This window comes from Streptomyces sp. NPDC033221 (assembly GCF_055577005.1).
Map to the genome: position 1 here is coordinate 49,668 of NZ_JBVIQN010000033.1, position 17,794 is coordinate 67,461.

A 17,794-nucleotide genomic window follows, 5' to 3' on the forward strand; every position below is an offset into this window, starting at 1 on the left:
GCGCGCCGCTCACGGGGAACGGCCACCCGGCTGGCCCTGATGGCCCTGCCGCTCGCCTTCTTCGCGCTGTTCTTCGCCTATCCGGTCGCCGCGATCGTCGGGCGGGGTCTGAAGGACGGCGGGCAGTGGCAGCTGGGCCGGGCCGGGGAGGTGCTCTCCGACCCGGACGTCCTGCACGTCCTGTGGTTCACCGTCTGGCAGGCGGCGGCCTCGACCGGGCTCACGCTGCTGATCGCGCTCCCCGGCGCGTATGTCTTCGCGCGCTTCGAATTCCCCGGAAAGAAGCTGCTGCGGTCCGTCGTCGCGGTGCCGTTCGTGCTGCCGACGGTGGTGGTGGGCTCGGCCTTCCTGGCCCTGGTCGGGCGCGGCGGCGTGCTGGACGACCTGTGGGGCGTACGGCTGGACACGTCGGTGTGGGCGATCCTGCTGGCGCATGTGTTCTTCAATTACGCCGTGGTCGTACGGACCGTCGCCGGCCTCTGGGGGCAGCTCGACCCTCGGCAGGAGGAGGCGGCCCGGGTGCTCGGGGCGTCCCGCTGGGGCGCCTGGCGGCGGGTGACGCTGCCCGCCCTGGGGCCGGCCGTCGCGGCTGCCGCGCTGATGGTCTTCCTCTTCACCTTCACCTCCTTCGGGGTGGTGCAGATCCTGGGCGGGCCGAAGTTCTCCACCCTGGAGGTGGAGATCTACCGGCAGACCGCCGACTTCCTGGACCTCCCCACCGCCGCCGTCCTCACCTTGCTGCAGTTCGCCGCCGTGCTGGCGCTGCTGGCCCTGCACGCCTGGACCGTACGGCGGCGGGAGTCCACCCTCACGCTCGTCGACCCGGCGCAGACGGTGCGGCGGCCTCGCGGCGCCGGCCAGTGGGCGCTGCTGTGGGGGACGCTCGTCGTGATCACACTGCTGCTGGTGGTGCCCCTGGTGGTGCTGATCGAGCGGTCCTTCGCCGGGCCGGACGGTTACGGGCTCGTCTTCTACCGGGCGCTGCAGTCCGTCGCCTCGATGGACAGCACGTTCGCCGTCGCGCCGCTGAACGCCCTGTGGAACTCGCTCGCCTACGGGGCCGCCGCCACCCTGATCGCCCTGGTGGTGGGCGGGCTGGCCGCTGCCGCGCTGACGAAGCGGGGCGGCAGGCTGGTGCGAGGTTTCGACGCGTTGCTGATGCTGCCCCTCGGGGTTTCGGCAGTGACCGTCGGCTTCGGTTTTCTGATCACTCTCGACGAGCCGCCGCTCGATCTGCGCTCGTCGTGGTGGCTGGTGCCACTGGCGCAGGCGCTGGTCGGTGTGCCCTTCGTCGTACGGACCATGCTGCCCGTGCTGCGCGCGGTGGACGAGCGGCTGCGGGAAGCGGCCGCGGTCCTGGGAGCTTCGCCCTGGCGGGTGTGGCGCGAGGTCGACCTGCCGTTGGTGCGGCGGGCGCTGCTGGTCGCCGCGGGCTTCGCCTTCGCCGTGTCGCTGGGCGAGTTCGGCGCGACGGTCTTCATCGCCCGGCCGGACAATCCGACGCTGCCGGTGGCCGTGGCGCGCCTGCTGGGACGCGCCGGAGAACTCAACTACGGGCAGGCGATGGCGCTGTCCACGATCTTGATGGTGGTGTGCGCGGGCGCGCTGCTGGCGCTGGAGCGCATCCGTACCGATCAGGCCGGAGAGTTTTAGATGGCGGAACACGCCGACACGGCGACGGACCAGGCACTGCTGCGGCTGGCGGACGTCACCGTCCGCTTCCGCGACGGGCAGCCGCCGGCGCTGGACGCGGTGAACCTGGACGTCGCGGCACAGGAGATCGTCTGCGTGCTGGGGCCCAGCGGCAGCGGGAAATCCACCCTTCTCCGGGTCGTGGCGGGACTGCGGCCCGCCGATGCGGGACGGGTGTTCCTGGAGGGCCGCGACCAGTCGGACGTACCGACGCATCGGCGCGGCGTCGGGCTCATGTTCCAGGACCACCAGCTGTTCCCGCAGCGGGACGTGGGCGGCAACGTGGCCTTCGGCCTGCGGATGCGCGGGGTGTCCCGGGCCGGGCAGGAACGTACGGTGGCGGACCTCCTGGACCTCGTCGGCCTGCCGGGGGCGCAGCGGCGCGCCGTCGCGGCGCTGTCCGGCGGTGAGCAGCAGCGGGTCGCGCTGGCCCGGGCGCTCGCGCCGCAGCCCCGGCTGCTGATGCTGGACGAGCCGCTCGGCCAGCTCGACCGCGGCCTGCGCGAGCGCCTGGTCGTCGAGCTGCGCCGGGTGTTCGCGGAGCTGGGTACGACCGTGCTGGCGGTGACCCACGACCAGGGGGAAGCGTTCGCCCTGGCCGACCGGGTGGTGGTGATGCAGGAGGGGCGGATCGCGCAGAGCGGCACGCCGCTGGAGGTCTGGCAGCGCCCCGCCAGCGAGTTCGTCGCGCGCTTCCTCGGCTTCGACAATGTGGTGGAGGCGACCGTACGGGGAGAGACGGCCGACACCCCGTGGGGCAAGCTGCCCGTGCCCGAGGGGACGGCGGACGGGCTCTGCCGCCTGCTCGTACGCCCCGCAGGCGTACGGATCACGACCGCCACGGAAGGGCTTCCGTGCACCGTCGTGGCCCGCACCTTCCGCGGCACCCACGTCACGCTGCTCCTCCAGCCCGCTGCCGGGCCGCAGCTGGAGGCGGCCTGCGCGCTGCGCGACGCCCCCGGGGACGGGGAGAGGGTGGGTGTCCTCTTCGCCGCGGACGACATCGTGGTGCTGGGCCGCTGACGGGCGGCCTCGATGCCGTTCTCGTGCGTGGCTCCGGGCGGAGCGGGGGCCGGGACCGTTTTGTTCCTACGACGAGCTGGAGCGGCCGCTCGCCGGGTGCGCCAGCTCGGGCCCGGTTCGGGTGTCGCCGTCCGCGGCCTTCCCGTCCGACGTTTTCGGGTCGCCCGTCGCCGTTCCGCCGGACCCGTCTTCCGGCTCGCCGAACCAGGCGACCGCGACGGCGCCGGCCACCGCGATGACGAAGCCGAGCACGGCGACCCAGGCGTAGCCCGGGCGGGAGGAGTCACCGAGCCACAGCACTCCGAGGATGCCCGGAACCACCGTTTCGCCGACCACCAGCGCCGCCGTGGCGCCGTTGACCGAACCGATCTGCAGGGCCACCGTGTGCAGGTACATTCCGCCGATGCCGGCGACGAGAATGGCGTAAAGCGCCGGGTCGGCCAGGAGCGTGGGCAGGTTGAACGGGTCGACGCCGTTCAGTACGCGCACCCCGACGCCGAGCGCGCCGAAGCCCAGTCCCGACAGCAGGCCGGCGAGGATCGCGGCGCGGCTGCCGAGCAGCCGGACGATCAGCGTTCCGCCGCCGATCAGGAGCACGGAGGCGGCCAGCAGCCACCAGTGCGTGGTCGTCGATGAGTCGCCGCCGCCCTCCGGGCCGGCCGCCGTGGCCAGCAGGACCAGCGCCGAGCAGACCACGGCGATGGAGGCCCACTCGGGCCGGTTCAGCCGGATGCCGAGCAGCTTGATGCTGAGTACGGCGGTGATCACGAGGTTGGCGCTGATGACGGTCTGCGACAGGAAGAGCGGCAGCAGCCGGGCAGCCAGTGCGCCGAGGCCGAACCCGACGAAGTCCAGCACCGTACCGACCATGAACTCCCACGTCACGGCGGCTTTGGCGGTGGAGGAGAGGCTGGGCCCGCCGTGCTGGGTGACGCCGGTCGTGGACGCGGCGGCCGCCTCCCGGCGCGCGGACTTGCGCGATCCCACCGCTTGCAGGACCGACCCCGTGCCATAGCAGGCCGAGGCCGCCACCGCCGTCAGAAGACCGATGAGCACCAAGAACTCCGTTCGCACTACATGGATTTACCTGTTCATTACCTGGCTAGCCAGACGTCGATTCGGGGCCGGGAGTTGCCTCGACCGGTCAAACAGATGCGCCGGGAACGGACGGAAGGGGCCGTCCGGGCCAGAAGGCCGGGCCGGACGGGGCCGTCAAGCGGCCGGAGGCGGTGGGGCAGCGGAAGCGGGGGTGTCCGTGAGGCGGGCCAGCGCTTCCGGGGCCTCTTCCACCGAGTCCACCAGAGTGATCTTGGAAGACATGGCGCGCTCCGCGGCGAGCGCCTGCAGCAGCGGCCAGGCGGGCAGCCTCTCGGTCCAGTGCGCACGGTCGACGAGCACCATCGGAGTCGGCTCGCCCCGCGATCCGTAGTAGTTCGGGGTCGCGTTGTCGAAGATCTCCTGCACGGTGCCCGCCGCGCCGGGCAGGAAGATCACTCCGGCGTTGGAGCGGGCCAGGAGGCCGTCCTCGCGGACCGCGTTGACGAAGTACTTGGCGATGTGGGCCGCGAAGGCGTTCGGCGGCTCGTGCCCGTAGAACCAGGTGGGGATGCCGACCGAGTCGCCGCCGTCCGGCCAGCGGTCCCGCACCTCGAAGGCGGCCCGCGCCCAGTCCGTCACCGAGGGGCCGAAGTGCGGCGCCTTGGCGAGGAGGGCGAGGCTTTCGTCGAGCATGGTGTCGTCGAAGGGGGCGGCGTAGGCGCCGAGGTTGGCGGCCTCCATCGCGCCCGGCCCGCCGCCCGTGGCGACCGTCAGACCGGTACGGGCGAGCCGGCGCCCGAGCCGGGCCGCGCCTGCGTACGCGTCGGACCCGCGTTCCAGCGCGTGGCCGCCCATGATGCCGACGACACGGGTGCCGGCGAGGTGCTCGTCCAGGGCGTCGGAGATGGCGTCGTCGTGGATGCTGCGCAGCATCGAGGCGAAGATGTCGCCGTCCGACATGGTCCGCTGGTACCAGTCGTAGGCCAGGGCGTCGGGAGTCGCCGCGTAACCGGCGTCCGTGGCGAGGGCCTCGAAGAGTTCGCCGGGCGAGTAGAGGCTGCCGCGGTACGGGTCGAAGGGCAGATTCGGTATCGGCGGGAAGACCAGAGCGCCACCGGCCCGCACGCTCGCGGCTGCCTCCGGTTCCATCCGGCAGCCGAGGAAGACGGCGTCCGAGGCCGGCGTACCGAGCAGCGCGGAGGTGCGGCCGGTCAGATCGACGGACTGGACGCGGTAACCGCGGAGGCTGCCCGTGGCCAGGACGCGGTCGAATGCGGCGAGCGTCTCGATCTCTCGGTCGCTGCCGCGGTGTTGGGACCGCTCGATGGGGCGGTGGGGCGCGGGGGTGTCGGAATTCGGCTGCACGCACGTCATCGTAGGCGGGCGGTCACGGGGCTCGGCGGGAGGCCCGTGGGCCGTGCGCTGCTGCCGGTCAGTGGAGCAGGGGGAGAGCTGCGAGTTCGGCGATGACCCAGGTCAAGGGGCCCAGGACGACGAGGAGGGCCAGGATGCGCAGGGCCGAGGCCCGGTGCAGGAGCGAACGCGGGGTACCGAGGCGGCGGAGGGCCGCGGTGGTGTGGGTACGGGCCCAGCGGGCTTCCATGGCCGCCGTCAGGGCGCTGGCCGTGACGCAGGCCAGGACGAGGGCCGCGCCCAGTCCCGTGAGGGGACCGAGCGGCCGGGTGGGGTCCGCTTCGTACACCTTCGCCGCCGCGTACGTACCGGAGGCGACCGCGCAGAGCACGCCGAGCGGACGGCCGATGCGCCGGGACTCCTCCTGGAGGACGCGGCCCGCGAGGAGGCGCACGGCGCCCGGACGGCCGGCGGCGAGCAGCCGGCCCGACAGCTGCGTCAGACCCGGACCGGCCAGGACCAGGCCGAGGGTGGCCAGCGCCCAGCCCGCCAGGACGCCCGGCGGGCTGCCGACGAGACGTTCGGGCAACGGGAGGAGCGAGTCGGTGTCGGCGGCGCCGCGGCTGACGTAGGTCTCCAGGGCGAGGCCGGCCGCCGTCAGCGTGATCCCCCACGGGAGAGCGGCGGGCGTGGCGGAGCCGGTGCTGTTGGTGTCCATGGCCGTCAGCGGCTCGCCGGCTCCGGTGGCCGCCTTGGCTCCGTGCCTGCCGATACGGGCGTCCTGGCGGGGACGCAGCACGACCGCGGTGGCCGCGGCCGCCGTCAGCGGGACGACGGCGAGCAGCAGCAGCGCGCCGGCCAGGGGCAGCGGGTGGCCCGCGCCGAGGAGCCGGGTGGCGGAACCGGAGGCGGTCGCGCCGCCCAGGTCGCCGCGCAGCGCGAGGAAGACGAGCAGCGCGAAGAAGCTGCCCAGGACACAGGAGACGGCGGTGGAGGTGGCGGCGATCAGGGTCAGCCGGACGGGCCCCAGCCCGGCGGCGGACATGCCCCGCCGGGGACGGGAGGCGGGGTCGGTACGGGCCGCGGACACGGCGAGCTGGGTGGTGGCCGCGACCGGGACGGCACACCAGAGGAGGCGTACGAAGGAGTTCATGGCCGCCGCCGGGTGGGCGGCGGCGTGGCCGAGCGCGGCCAGGAGGAGGAAGCCGGTGCCGGCGGAGGCGGCGGCCACGAGCAGGCGGCGCAGCAGGACGAGGGGGTGGGCCCCGCGGGCTAGACGGAGAGCGAGCACTCTGCCCTGCTTTCCTTGTCGGGAGCGGGGGCCTTGGGGCCGACGCGACGGCCGTCGAGGAGTGCCACGGTGCGGTCCGCGAGCGTGTCGGCCTCGGGCTCGTGGGTGGCGAGGACGACCGTGATGCCGTGGGAGCGGGCGGCCGTGGTGATGGCGCGCAGTACCTGGGCGGCGTCGGCGCGGTGCAGTGGCGCGGTCGGCTCGTCGGCGAACAGGACCCGCGGTTCGCAGGCCAGGGCGCGGGCGATGGCGATGCGCTGGCGCTGTGACTGGTCGAGGCGGCCGGGGCGTTGGCGGGCGCACATGCCCACGTCCAGCCGGTCCAGCCATTCGCCGGAGGTCTGCTTGGCGGTGCGGTGACCGACTCCGCGCAGCAGCAGGGGGAGGGCGGCGTTCTCCCAGGCGGTCAGTTCGGGGACGAGGTGCGGTTCGGTGTCGACCCAGCCGAAACGGTCCAGGCGCAGCCGTTCGCGGCTGAGCGGGGAGAGGGTGTGCACGGGGGAACTGTTGAACCAGATCTCGCCGCTGTCCGGGGCAAGTTGGCCGGAAAGGCACCGCAGAAGAGTCGTCTTGCCGCAGCCGCGAGGCCCGGTGACGGCGAGGATCTCGCCCTCGCGGACACCGACGGAAACCCCCGTGAGCGCGGGGGAGCCGGCGTATGTGTGGTGCAGGCCGCGCGCCCAGAGAACGTCGTTGTCAGGTGGGGCCACCATCTGCGCACCTCATGCTCGTCGCGTCCGATCGTTCCCCCAACCGGGTGAACGACCATGGAGGGTATCGGTCACTGGCACGGTAAGGAGTGGCGACCCTCGGTATTCGGCGCTCGCCGCGCACACGGCCCAGGTTCACTCAAATGGCGGCTTATATGAAGAATCTGGGTGGGGGGGGAGGGGCCGGTACGGGGAGAAGTGGTGGAGTGAGGTGCGTGGCCGCCGTCCCTCGGAGTGCGACCCCGAGGGCCCGGGGCCGAGGCCGCGGCCGTTCAGCCGCGTGTACCTCAACCCCGGGCCCGGGTATGCCTTTCCGTACGCCTCGGAGCTCGTCCGGCTCTCAGAGCTTCGTCCAGGCCTCCGTGAGCGTGCCGCGCAGGATCTGCTCGATCTCGTCGAAGACCGGCTGGTCGGCGATGAGCGGCGGGGCGAGCTGGACGACCGGGTCGCCGCGGTCGTCGGCGCGGCAGTACAGGCCGTTGTCGTACAGGGCCTTGGAGAGGAAGCCGTACAGGACGCGCTCGGTCTCCTCGTCGTTGAACGACTCCTTGGTGGTCTTGTCCTTGACCAGTTCGATGCCGTAGAAGAAGCCGTTGCCGCGGACGTCGCCGACGATGGGCAGGTCGTGGAGCTTCTTCAGGGTCGAGAAGAAGGCGTCTTCCTTGTCGAGCACATGCTGGTTGAGGCCCTCGCGCTCGAAGATGTCGAGGTTGGCGCAGGCGACGGCGGCGGAGACCGGGTGGCCGCCGAAGGTGTAGCCGTGCAGGAAGGTGTTGTCGCCCTTGTAGAACGGCTCGGCCAGCCGGTCGGAGATGATGCAGGCGCCGATCGGGGAGTAGCCCGAGGTCATGCCCTTGGCGCAGGTGATCATGTCGGGTACGTAGTCGAACTTGTCGCAGGCGAACATCGTGCCGAGGCGGCCGAAGGCGCAGATGACCTCGTCGGAGACGAGCAGCACGTCGTGGCGGTCGCAGATCTCGCGTACGCGCTGGAAGTAGCCGGGCGGGGGCGGGAAGCAGCCGCCCGCGTTCTGCACCGGCTCCAGGAAGACGGCGGCGACGGTGTCCGGGCCCTCGAAGAGGATCTGCTGCTCGATCTGGTCGGCGGCCCAGCGGCCGAACGCCTCCGGGTCGTCACCGAAGAGCGGCGCGCGGTAGATGTTGGTGTTCGGGACCTTGTGCGCGCCGGGAACCAGCGGCTCGAACGGGGCCTTGAGGGCCGGCAGGCCGGTGATGGACAGGGCGCCCTGCGGTGTGCCGTGGTAGGCCACCGCACGCGATATCACCTTGTGCTTGGTGGGTTTGCCGGTGAGCTTGAAGTACTGCTTGGCCAGCTTCCACGCGGTCTCGACGGCCTCGCCGCCGCCGGTGGTGAAGAAGACCTTGTTCAGATCGCCGGGCGCGTAGTGCGCCAGCCGCTCGGCCAGCTCGACGGCCTTGGGGTGGGCGTACGACCAGATGGGGAAGAACGCCAGCTCCTGGGCCTGCTTGAGCGCGGTCTCGGCGAGTTCGGCGCGGCCGTGTCCGGCCTGGACGACGAAGAGGCCCGCCAAGCCGTCGATGTAGCGCTTGCCCTTGTCGTCGTAGATGTTGGTGCCCTCGCCGCGCACGATCGTCGGCACGGGGGCGTTCTCGTACGACGACATGCGGGTGAAGTGCATCCACAGGTGGTCGTAGGCCGTCTTCGAGAGGTCAGCGGTCATGGCTATCTGGTTCCCCAGGTGTAGGTCTGCTTACGGAGCTTGAGGTAGACGAAGCTCTCGGTGGTCCGGACGCCGGGCAGCGTGCGGATCCGCTTGTTGATCATTTCCAGGAGGTGGTCGTCGTCCTCGCAGACGATCTCGATGAGGAGATCGAAGGAGCCCGCGGTCATGACGACGTACTCGACCTCTTCCATGGCCGTCAGGGCGTCGGCCACCGGGTCGAGGTCACCTTCGACGTTGATCCCGACCATCGCCTGCCGTCGGAAGCCGACCGTGAGGGGGTCGGTGACCGCGACGATCTGCATCACGCCTTGGTCGAGCAGTTTCTGTACGCGTTGCCGTACCGCCGCCTCGGACAGGCCCACGGCCTTGCCGATCGCGGCGTACGGACGGCGGCCGTCCTCCTGGAGCTGCTCGATGATCGCCAGGGAGACGGAGTCGATCGACTGGGTGCCGTTTCTGTCACGAGTGGCCACGAACCTCACTGTGCACGAGCCTCGTCAGTCCCGCAACCCTGATTCGATGAAATCAGTTGCGTGTGAAGCTTGGGACCACTGATTTCGTCGTTCATCCGTTGTGGGTATGTCGAAAACGTTGCCTTCCTGGCTAGGGTGGGCATCTCAAGCACTGGACACCTGACTAGGAGGGGTCGCTCGTGACCACCGAACTGCGTCGGCTGCGCAACTACATCGACGGGGAGTTCCGGGACGCCGCCGACGGGCGGACCACGGAGGTGGTCAACCCGGCCACGGGTGAGGCGTATGCCACCGCTCCGCTGTCCGCCGCCGCGGACGTCGACGCCGCGATGGCCGCTGCCGAGGCCGCGTTCCCCGCCTGGCGCGACCTGGTGCCCGCCGAGCGCCAGAAGGTCCTGCTCAAGATCGCCGACCGCTTCGAGGAGCGCGCCGAGGAGCTGATCGCCGCCGAGTCCGAGAACTGCGGCAAGCCGCTCGCGCTCGTACGCTCGGAAGAGATCCCGCCGATGGTGGACCAGATCCGCTTCTTCGCGGGGGCCGCCCGGATGCTGGAGGGCCGCGCCGCGGGCGAGTACATGGACGGCTTCACGTCCATCATCCGCCGCGAGCCGGTCGGTGTCTGCGCGCAGGTCGCGCCGTGGAACTACCCGATGATGATGGCGGTGTGGAAGTTCGCGCCGGCGCTGGCCGCGGGCAACACCGTCGTCATCAAGCCCTCCGACACCACGCCCGCCTCGACCGTGCTGATCGCCGAGATCATCGGCGGTGTGCTGGACGAACTGGGCCACAGCCGCGGCGTCTTCAACGTCCTCTGCGGCGACCGCGACACCGGCCGTCTGATGGTCGAGCACAAGACCCCGGCGATGGCCTCGATCACCGGCTCGGTACGGGCCGGCATGCAGGTCGCCGAGTCCGCCTCGAAGGACCTCAAGCGGGTCCACCTGGAGCTGGGCGGCAAGGCGCCGGTCGTGGTCTTCGAGGACACCGACATCGCCAAGGCCGTCGAGGACATCTCGGTGGCGGGCTACTTCAACGCGGGCCAGGACTGTACGGCGGCCACCCGCGTGCTCGTCCACGAGTCCATCCACGACGAGTTCGTGACCGCGCTCGCCAAGGCCGCCGCCGACACCAAGACCGGCGCGGTGGACGACGAGGACGTGCTCTACGGGCCGCTGAACAACGCCAACCAGCTCGCGCAGGTCAAGCGCTTCATCGACGGCCTGCCCGCGCACGCCAAGATCGAGGCGGGCGGCCACCAGGTCGGCGAGAAGGGCTACTTCTACGCCCCGACCGTCGTCTCCGGCCTCCAGCAGGACGACGAGATCATCCAGCAGGAGGTCTTCGGCCCGGTCATCACCGTCCAGTCCTTCCGCGACGAGGACCAGGCCGTCGAGTGGTCCAACGGCGTCGAGTACGCGCTGGCGTCCTCGGTGTGGACCAAGGACCACGCGCGGGCCATGCGGATGTCCAAGAAGCTGGACTTCGGGTGCGTGTGGATCAACACCCACATCCCGCTGGTCGCCGAGATGCCGCACGGCGGATTCAAGAAGTCCGGTTACGGCAAGGACCTCTCGGGCTACGGCTTCGAGGACTACACGCGCATCAAGCACGTGATGACGTCGCTGGACGGCTGAGCCCGTCCCGCCGGGTGGCACACCGCGGTGTGCCACCCGTCACTCCGTCGTGGGCGGCGCCCCGGCAGCCGACGTTCTGTCGCTTGCCGACGCCGCCCACGGCGCGTGAGAGTGCTCGCCATGGCTGAACTTTCGCGGCGTTCGCTGCTACGGAGCACGGTCGGTACGGGAGCGGCCGGGGCGCTGGCCCTGCTGGCGGCCGGATGCGGGGTGCCCGCCGCCTACGTCGCCCCGGCCGACCGCGCCGCCCCGGACCGCTCGGCCCGGGACAAGCGCCTGACCTTCGCCAACTGGCCGCTCTACATCGACGTCGACGAGCGGGACGCCCAGCGGCGGCCGACCCTGGCGGCGTTCGAGAAGCACAGCGGCGTCTCGGTGACGTACACCGAGGAGATCAACGACAACGACGAGTTCTTCGGGAAGATCAGCCCGGCGCTGATGAACCACCAGCCCACCGGCCGCGACCTGATCGTCATCAGCGACTGGATGTGCGGCCGCTTCGTACGCCTCGGCTGGGTGCAGCAGATGGACCGGTCCCGGCAGCCGAACGTCGCACGGCACCTCGACCCGCTGCTGCGCAACCCGCACTTCGACCCAGGGCGCCAGCACAGCGTCCCCTGGCAGTCGGGCATCACCGGCATCGCGTACCACCGCAAGAAGCTCGGCCGGGAGATCCGGCACACCGCCGACCTGTGGAAGGACGACCTGCGCGGACGGGTGACGCTGCTGTCCGGGCTGGACGAATCCTTCGCCATGCTCATGCAGGGCGACGGCGTGGACATCACCCGCTGGACGGAGAGCGACTTCTACCGGATGACGGGCCGCATCCGCCGCCTCGTGGACCGGAAGCACATCCGGCGCTTCACCGGCAACGACTACATCAAGGACCTGGCCTCGGGAGACGTGCTCGCGGCCCAGGCGTACTCGGGCGACATCATCCAGCTCAAGGAGGACAACCCGGACATCGAGTTCGTGGTGCCGCAGGAGGGCGCCGAACTGTGGGCGGAGAGCCTGATGATCCCCGACCGCGCGGAGCACAAACACCACGCGGAACAGCTGATCGACTTCTACTACCGACCGGAGATCGCCGCCGAACTGGCCGTCTGGGTCAACTACGTCTGCCCGGTACCGGCCGCGCGGGACGTCCTCGCCTCCTCCAAGGACGAGGAACGGGCCGCGCTGGCCGAGGACCCGCTGGTCTTCCCGGACGACGCGATGCGCAAGCGGCTGGCCATCGCCCGCGACATCACCGCCAAGGAGCGCCCGGCGTTCGCCAAGGAGTGGAACGGCATCGTGGGACTGTGAGGCGGCAGACCGCCGGGTGACTCAGCGGCGCGTGCCCTGCGCGACGGCTCCCTCCAGGGCCGTACGGAGACGGTCGTACGTGGGGGCGAGCCGCCGGAGTCCCGCTGCCAGCGCTTGGTCGTCCCCGGAGACGACGGGGTGTTGCAGGCTGCCGAGAATGCGGGACTGCTCGGCCAGGAGAGCGGCGGGGGCGGTCAGGCCCAGCGGGGCCAGGCACGCCGCCGCGTCGTTGAGGCGGCGGGCGCCGACCCGGACGGCGAAGGAAGCGAGCAGATCGCGATTTTCGGCCGCCAGGTCACCTTTGACGACCTGGTCCGCCAGCGCCTCGGCCGCGGCGGCCCCGCCCAGTGTCCCGGGCGGGACCGGCAGGTCGTCGCGGCCGGCCAGCCACCGTACGGCGCCCGGCAGCGACTGCCGCAGGGCGTCCGCCGGATCGACGGCCCGCTCTCGTGCGAAGGCGGAGCGCATCACGTACGGCGCGTCGGCGTACGTCACCGACTCCGCGCGCCAGGCGGCGGCGAACGCCGGGGCGGGCAGCGTCGCGTACGGGTGGCCGTGCGGGTCGTGGAGGAGGACGGTGCCGTCCTCGACCGCGAGGACCACCACGTAATGGTCGGCGCCGACCGCGCTGCCCGAGCCGGTCTGGTACAGCAGCAGACCCATCTCCAGCGGGCCGGCCAGGACGGGCCCGTCGGCGCAGGCGGCGCCCAGCCGGGCCAGCGCTTCTTCCTGGGTGCCGCCCGCACGTCGGTCACAGTGCAGGCCGAGTGCCCGCACGACGGCGTCCAGGCCGATTTCCGGATCCCAGCCGTACGGGTCGAACAGCGGTAGCGTGCCGCCGATGAGCTGGAAGCCGAACGGCGAGCCGGTGAGGGTTTCGATGACGGCGGTCGGCGGGGCGGCGTCGGGGCCGAGCACCATCGCCAGGGAATGGCTGTAGCAGTACGGGCCGGAACCGGTGTAGGTGAGCATGAGTGTCCTCGGTTGAAGGGGGAGGGGCACGAGGGGGCGGGGGACATGTGCGTTGAGCGCTACGTGTCCGCCGGATGTCTCCCAGTGGACGGCTTGACACGGGGAGAAGGTCAAGCGCGTTCGTAAGTGACCGGGTGTGAGCGGGATTTGGCCGCATGCCAGACTCGGCGCTCATGTCGAAGACCACGAACGATCTGAGCCCCGCCGTCACGTTCGGCCTGCTCGCCGCCTGGGCGCTGCACGATGCGGAGGAGGTGGCCTTCGGGCCGCGCTGGATCCGCAGCAGCCTGCCGGAGTTGCGGAAACGGTTCCCCGGAGCGCCTGAACGGCTCTGGAAGGCTCTGGAGGGCGTCGACCAGCGGGAGTTCACGGTCGCGGTGGGTGCCATGGCGGTGATCGTGGCCGCCGCCGCGGCGCAGGGGCAGCGCACCGGCGGCCGGTCGGCCTTCTTCCAGGGCGCGGTGGACGGTTTCGGGCTGCACGGCCTGGTGCACCTCGCGCAGGCCGCCGCCGTCCGCGGCTACACCCCCGGCTCGGTCACCTCACCGCTCATCGTCATCCCGTACGCCGTATGGGCACGCGGCGGGCTGCGGCGCGCGGGGCGGCTCAGGCCCGCGGACGTGCGCGGCGCGGTGAGCGGGCTGGCCGTGGCCGGAGCGGCCACGGCCCTGTCCCACTTCGTGGCACGGCGGCTGGTGAGGCGCTGAGCGGGCGGCCGTACGTGACAGAACCCGTACGCGTCAGAGGACGGCGCGTACGGCGGCCACGCGGTTGGTCGTGACGGCGTCCACGCCCGCGCGCCTGAGACGACGCGCGGCGCGGGGCGTGTCGGCGGTCCAGGCGGCGAACAGGTAGCCGTCGCCGTGCGCCCGCTCGACCAGGTCCCGGGTGACCAGGCCGAAGTGGTAGTTGAGCCAGCGAGGGCGGACGCGCGCCAGCAGCTCGGGGCGGGGCTGGGCCGTCCGGCACCAGGAAAGGGCGAGTTCGGCGGCCGGGTCGGCGGCGCGGACGGCCAGCATGGACCGGCCGCCGCCGCAGTAGTACGCGCGGTCGGCGGCGCCGGACTCGCGCACCTCGCCGACGGCGGCCGGTGCGGCCGCCGGGTCCGGGAGGTCGACCAGGGCACGCGCGGACGGGTACTTGGCCGTGAGGGCGAGGGCGTCGCGCAGCGTGGGCACCCCGCCCGCCGTGGCCTCGTCCACTTGGGCGTACGTGAGCGAGGAGAGCCGGTGGTCATGACCCCACAGGCGTTCCAGCGTCGGATCGTGGAGCAGGACCGGTACCCGGTCGGCGGTCAGCCGTACGTCGATCTCGACCGCGTCGGCACCCGCTTCGAGCGCGGCACGGAGCGAGGCGAGGGTGTTCTCGCGGTAATCGTACGGGGCGCCGCGGTGGCCGATCACCGCGACGCGCCCGGTGGCGGACGCCGCGGCGGCCGGACCGGCGGACGGCGTCCGCGCCGCCGGAGCGGACCCCGGGCCGGGAGCGTGGCGTCCGGCCCTCACCGCGGCCACGCCGCGGTGTACTCGTCGATCTCCGCGGTCAGCGCGGCCTTGGCGGCGGCGTCCATGAACGAGGCCTCGACGGCGTTCTTGGCCAGCGCGGCGACCCCGGCGGCGTCGAGGTCCAGCAGACGCGCGGCGACCCCGTACTCCACGCACAGGTCCGTGCCGAACATCGGCGGATCGTCACTGTTGATCGTCACCAGGACACCCGCGTCGACCATCTCCTTCAGCGGGTGCTCATCGAGGGTGCGCACGGCGCGGGTGGCGATGTTCGAGGTCGGGCAGACCTCCAGCGGGATGCGGTGCTCGGCGAGGTGGGCCAGCAGCTTCGGGTCCCGTACGGAGCTGGTGCCGTGGCCGATCCGCTCGGCGCGCAGGTCGGTGAGCGCGTCCCAGACGGTCTGCGGGCCGGTGGTCTCCCCGGCGTGCGGCACCGAGTGCAGGCCGGCGGTGATGGCGCGGTCGAAGTACGGCTTGAACTGCGAGCGCGGCACGCCGATCTCCGGGCCGCCGAGCCCGAACGAGACCAGGCCCTCCGGCCGCAGGTCACATGCGATCCGCGCGGTCTCCTCGGCCGCTTCCAGCCCGGCCTCGCCGGGGATGTCGAAGCACCAGCGCAGCACCACGCCCAGCTCGGACTCCGCCGCCCGGCGCGCGTCCTCGATGGCCTCGACGAAGGCCTCGTCGGGGATGCCGCGGCGGACCGAGCTGTACGGGGTGACGGTCAGCTCGGCGTAACGGATGTTCTGCCGCGCCATGTCCCGGGCGACCTCGTACGTCAGCAGCCGGACGTCCGTGGCGTCGCGGATGAGGTCCACGACGGAGAGGTAGACCTGGATGAAGTGGGCGAAGTCGCGGAAGGTGAAGTAATCGGTGAGCGCCTCGGGGTCGGTGGGGACCGCGGAGTCCGGGTGGCGGGCGGCGAGCTGGGAGACGATACGGGGCGACGCCGATCCGACGTGGTGAACGTGCAGCTCCGCCTTGGGGAGTCCGGCGATGAAGGCGTCAAGATCGGACAACGGTTCCTCCTGGGCGGCGGGCGGGCCGGGCGTGCTGCGGACGGTGGCCATCGTATGCGGGGCCCGGCTTCCCGAACGGCGCAGGTCCTGGCAAACAGTGCAGGTCTTAGCATGGTCGGACAGCGAATGTGGGGGGATGTGGGGGTGTCGATGTCCGACAGTCAGCAGCCTGAGCCGCGCGACCCGTGGGCGCCGCCGGAGGACCGGAAACCGTCGGCCGCGGTGACGCCGGCGGCGTCGGGGGCGGCGGAGGCAGCAGGCACGCAGAGCGCCAAGGGCGGACCTGTGGCCACGAACGGTACGGGCACTTCCGATGGGCCGATTGCCCCGGGCACTTCGGACGGGCCAGGTGCTTCGGGTGCTGCGGTCGGGTCGGGTGCTCCGGTCGGGGCCGCCGTCCCGCATCAGACGAGCGCTCCGGGCGGGACCGGCGCTCCGAGGGAGGCCGGCACGCCGAACCAGTCCGGTGCTCCGGGTGAGGCGAGCACTCCGGGCGGCCGGTACGACGTTCCGCCGCCGCCACCCGCGCCAGGTACGGCGGGGGCGTACGCGCCGCCCGGTTCCGGTGTGCCGCCGATACCCGGCGCCGGGGCGAACGGGCAGCGGCCGGTGGCGCCGTCCGGCGCCACCGGCCCCGGCTGGGCCGGTGCTCCGTACCCGGGTGGCCGGCCGGGGCAGCAACTGCCGCCCGGCTACCCGCCCCACTGGATGCCTGCCGGACCGAACAACGGCTTCGGCACGGCCGGTCTCGTCCTCGGCATCGTCGGCGTCGCCCTCTTCTTCACCGTGCTCTTCGGCGTCCTCCTCGGTGTGCTCGCGGTCATTTTCGGCGCTGTCGGGCGGACGAAGGTGACCGGCGGCGAGGCGGACAACGGCGGGAGCGCGCTGGCCGGGATCATCCTGGGCGGGGTGGCGGTGCTGCTGAGCGTGCTGATGGTTTTCTATGTCGTGGTGGCGAACGCGACCTACATGGACGACGAAGGCCCGTGGGAACCCGGCTACTCCGACGATTCGGGCTCCGGCGGCTCGACCTCCGGTGGCTCGTCCTCCGGCGGCTCGACCTCCGGTGGCTCCCGTTCCGGCGGCGGCCCGGACCGGTACGAGGCTGCGCCCGCCCCCGGCCCGCGCACCTACGAGGCGGTGTCCACCGGACCGGCCGCCGTCCCCGGCGTCCTCGCGCGCTCCCGCGGTCAGCTCGTCGTCCTCGCCTAGCCCACCCCGCCGACCTGCCGCGGAAGCACCGCGTCAGTCCTCCGCCAGGCCTCCTCGCCAGCCCGCCCCGGAGACCCCGGCTAACCCGCCGCGGAACCCACCCCCGCCGCCAGCCGCTGCCGGGTCTCCATCAAGGCGAAGCCGAGCAGGTTCAGGCCGCGCCAGCGCGCCGGGTCCTGTGCGCGCTCGTCGTCCGCGGCCAGTCCGATGCCCCATATGCGGTCCATCGGGCTGGCCTCGACGAGGACGCGGGAGCCCGTGCCGAGGAGATAGTCGCGCAGGGCGGGGTCCTGGCCGAACTTGTGGACGTTGCCCTCGACCACGTACCCGTAGCGGTGCCGCTGCCACTGCTCGTCGTCGAAGCCGCGCACCGAGCGGCCCGCGTCCTTCGCCTGCTTCGGGTGGGTGGCGGCTATGGCCCGTCGCTCCGCCTCCGCGTCGCCGAACAGCCGGGCCTTGCAGGCCATCATCCAGTGCTCGGCGGTGGCGTACCGCACGCCGTCGGCCGTGAACGGCGAGGGCCACCACTGGCTGAAGCAGCTCGCGCCCAGCTGTCCGTCGCGGCGCGGCGCATGGCCCCAGAAGTGCACGTACTTGAACCGCTTGCCGGCGGCCGCCGCGGTCAGCTCCGCCACCGACCGCGGCCCGTCGGCACGAGCGGACGCCGCCTCCGCCACGCCCGCCCCGGTCTCCGAGATGACTGTCGCCGTCCCGTCCCCTGGCTCGTTCATCTTCCTGCCCCCCGTGCTGTCGTGCATCATGCCGGGATTCTGGCAGCGGGCACTGACAACGTGTCGGGGGCCCCACGACGGAAATCGCAGAATCCGTCGCGTAACCAAAAGGCAACAACGGAATCCCTTGT

General features: G+C 72.0%; 16 protein-coding genes. 6 read left to right on the plus strand and 10 right to left on the minus strand.

The window, feature by feature from the left end; all coding sequences use genetic code 11:
- Window positions 1-39: 39 nt before the first annotated feature.
- Window positions 40-1,653 carry an ABC transporter permease gene (locus tag ACZ53K_RS32915; RefSeq protein ID WP_468843930.1) on the plus strand — a complete coding sequence of 538 codons (1,614 nt, stop codon included), beginning with the start codon at window positions 40-42 and terminating at the stop codon, window positions 1,651-1,653.
- Window positions 1,654-2,715, plus strand: coding sequence for an ABC transporter ATP-binding protein (locus ACZ53K_RS32920; protein WP_468843933.1), 1,062 nt, complete (start codon window positions 1,654-1,656; stop codon window positions 2,713-2,715).
- A gap of 66 nt (window positions 2,716-2,781) precedes the next feature.
- On the opposite strand, the gene ACZ53K_RS32925 is transcribed toward ACZ53K_RS32920, so the two are convergent.
- From ACZ53K_RS32925 to ACZ53K_RS32950, 6 genes are all read right to left on the minus strand, one after another.
- Window positions 2,782-3,771, minus strand: coding sequence for a DMT family protein (locus ACZ53K_RS32925; protein ID WP_468843935.1), 990 nt, complete (start codon window positions 3,769-3,771; stop codon window positions 2,782-2,784).
- 156 nt (window positions 3,772-3,927) lie between these two features.
- Window positions 3,928-5,118, minus strand: a complete 1,191-nt coding sequence (locus tag ACZ53K_RS32930; protein ID WP_468843937.1) for an LOG family protein — start codon at window positions 5,116-5,118, stop codon at window positions 3,928-3,930.
- 67 nt (window positions 5,119-5,185) lie between these two features.
- Window positions 5,186-6,397, minus strand: a complete 1,212-nt coding sequence (locus ACZ53K_RS32935) for a hypothetical protein (RefSeq protein ID WP_468843939.1) — start codon at window positions 6,395-6,397, stop codon at window positions 5,186-5,188.
- Complete coding sequence (locus ACZ53K_RS32940; protein ID WP_468843941.1) at window positions 6,379-7,110, minus strand: ABC transporter ATP-binding protein; 732 nt, start codon at window positions 7,108-7,110, stop codon at window positions 6,379-6,381. Before ACZ53K_RS32940 ends, ACZ53K_RS32935 begins: the two co-directional genes overlap by 19 nt.
- 337 nt (window positions 7,111-7,447) lie before the next feature.
- Window positions 7,448-8,809 (minus strand): aspartate aminotransferase family protein, encoded by a 1,362-nt coding sequence (locus tag ACZ53K_RS32945; protein ID WP_468843943.1) that lies wholly within the window; start codon window positions 8,807-8,809, stop codon window positions 7,448-7,450.
- 2 nt (window positions 8,810-8,811) lie between these two features.
- Window positions 8,812-9,285 carry an Lrp/AsnC family transcriptional regulator gene (locus ACZ53K_RS32950; RefSeq protein ID WP_003980199.1) on the minus strand — a complete coding sequence of 158 codons (474 nt, stop codon included), beginning with the start codon at window positions 9,283-9,285 and terminating at the stop codon, window positions 8,812-8,814.
- A gap of 179 nt (window positions 9,286-9,464) precedes the next feature.
- On the opposite strand from ACZ53K_RS32950, the gene ACZ53K_RS32955 reads away from it, so the two are divergent.
- A complete protein-coding gene (locus ACZ53K_RS32955) occupies window positions 9,465-10,919 on the plus strand; it encodes a gamma-aminobutyraldehyde dehydrogenase (RefSeq protein ID WP_468843946.1) in 1,455 nt (484 codons plus the stop codon).
- 120 nt (window positions 10,920-11,039) lie between these two features.
- The gene (locus tag ACZ53K_RS32960) at window positions 11,040-12,224 is read left to right on the plus strand and encodes a polyamine ABC transporter substrate-binding protein (RefSeq protein ID WP_468843948.1); all 1,185 of its coding nucleotides are present in this window, start codon (window positions 11,040-11,042) and stop codon (window positions 12,222-12,224) included.
- A gap of 21 nt (window positions 12,225-12,245) precedes the next feature.
- Here the strand turns inward: ACZ53K_RS32960 and ACZ53K_RS32965 are convergent, their stop codons facing one another.
- Complete coding sequence (locus ACZ53K_RS32965; protein ID WP_468843950.1) at window positions 12,246-13,196, minus strand: hypothetical protein; 951 nt, start codon at window positions 13,194-13,196, stop codon at window positions 12,246-12,248.
- A gap of 173 nt (window positions 13,197-13,369) precedes the next feature.
- On the opposite strand from ACZ53K_RS32965, the gene ACZ53K_RS32970 reads away from it, so the two are divergent.
- Complete coding sequence (locus tag ACZ53K_RS32970) at window positions 13,370-13,903, plus strand: HXXEE domain-containing protein (RefSeq protein ID WP_468843953.1); 534 nt, start codon at window positions 13,370-13,372, stop codon at window positions 13,901-13,903.
- A 33-nt stretch (window positions 13,904-13,936) separates the two neighbouring features.
- On the opposite strand, the gene ACZ53K_RS32975 is transcribed toward ACZ53K_RS32970, so the two are convergent.
- Both ACZ53K_RS32975 and ACZ53K_RS32980 read right to left on the minus strand, forming a co-directional pair.
- The gene (locus ACZ53K_RS32975) at window positions 13,937-14,710 is read right to left on the minus strand and encodes a glycerophosphodiester phosphodiesterase (protein ID WP_468843955.1); all 774 of its coding nucleotides are present in this window, start codon (window positions 14,708-14,710) and stop codon (window positions 13,937-13,939) included.
- Window positions 14,698-15,720, minus strand: a complete 1,023-nt coding sequence (locus tag ACZ53K_RS32980; protein ID WP_468843958.1) for an adenosine deaminase — start codon at window positions 15,718-15,720, stop codon at window positions 14,698-14,700. The genes ACZ53K_RS32975 and ACZ53K_RS32980 overlap by 13 nt, the downstream gene beginning before the upstream one ends.
- A gap of 567 nt (window positions 15,721-16,287) precedes the next feature.
- Here ACZ53K_RS32980 and ACZ53K_RS32985 point away from each other — a divergent pair.
- Entirely contained in the window at window positions 16,288-16,932 is a 645-nt protein-coding gene (locus ACZ53K_RS32985) for a DUF4190 domain-containing protein (RefSeq protein WP_468843960.1), read from the plus strand.
- Window positions 16,933-17,012: 80 nt separating this feature from the next.
- Here the strand turns inward: ACZ53K_RS32985 and ACZ53K_RS32990 are convergent, their stop codons facing one another.
- Entirely contained in the window at window positions 17,013-17,693 is a 681-nt protein-coding gene (locus ACZ53K_RS32990; protein WP_468843962.1) for an NADAR family protein, read from the minus strand.
- Between the last annotated feature and the right edge of the window lie 101 nt (window positions 17,694-17,794).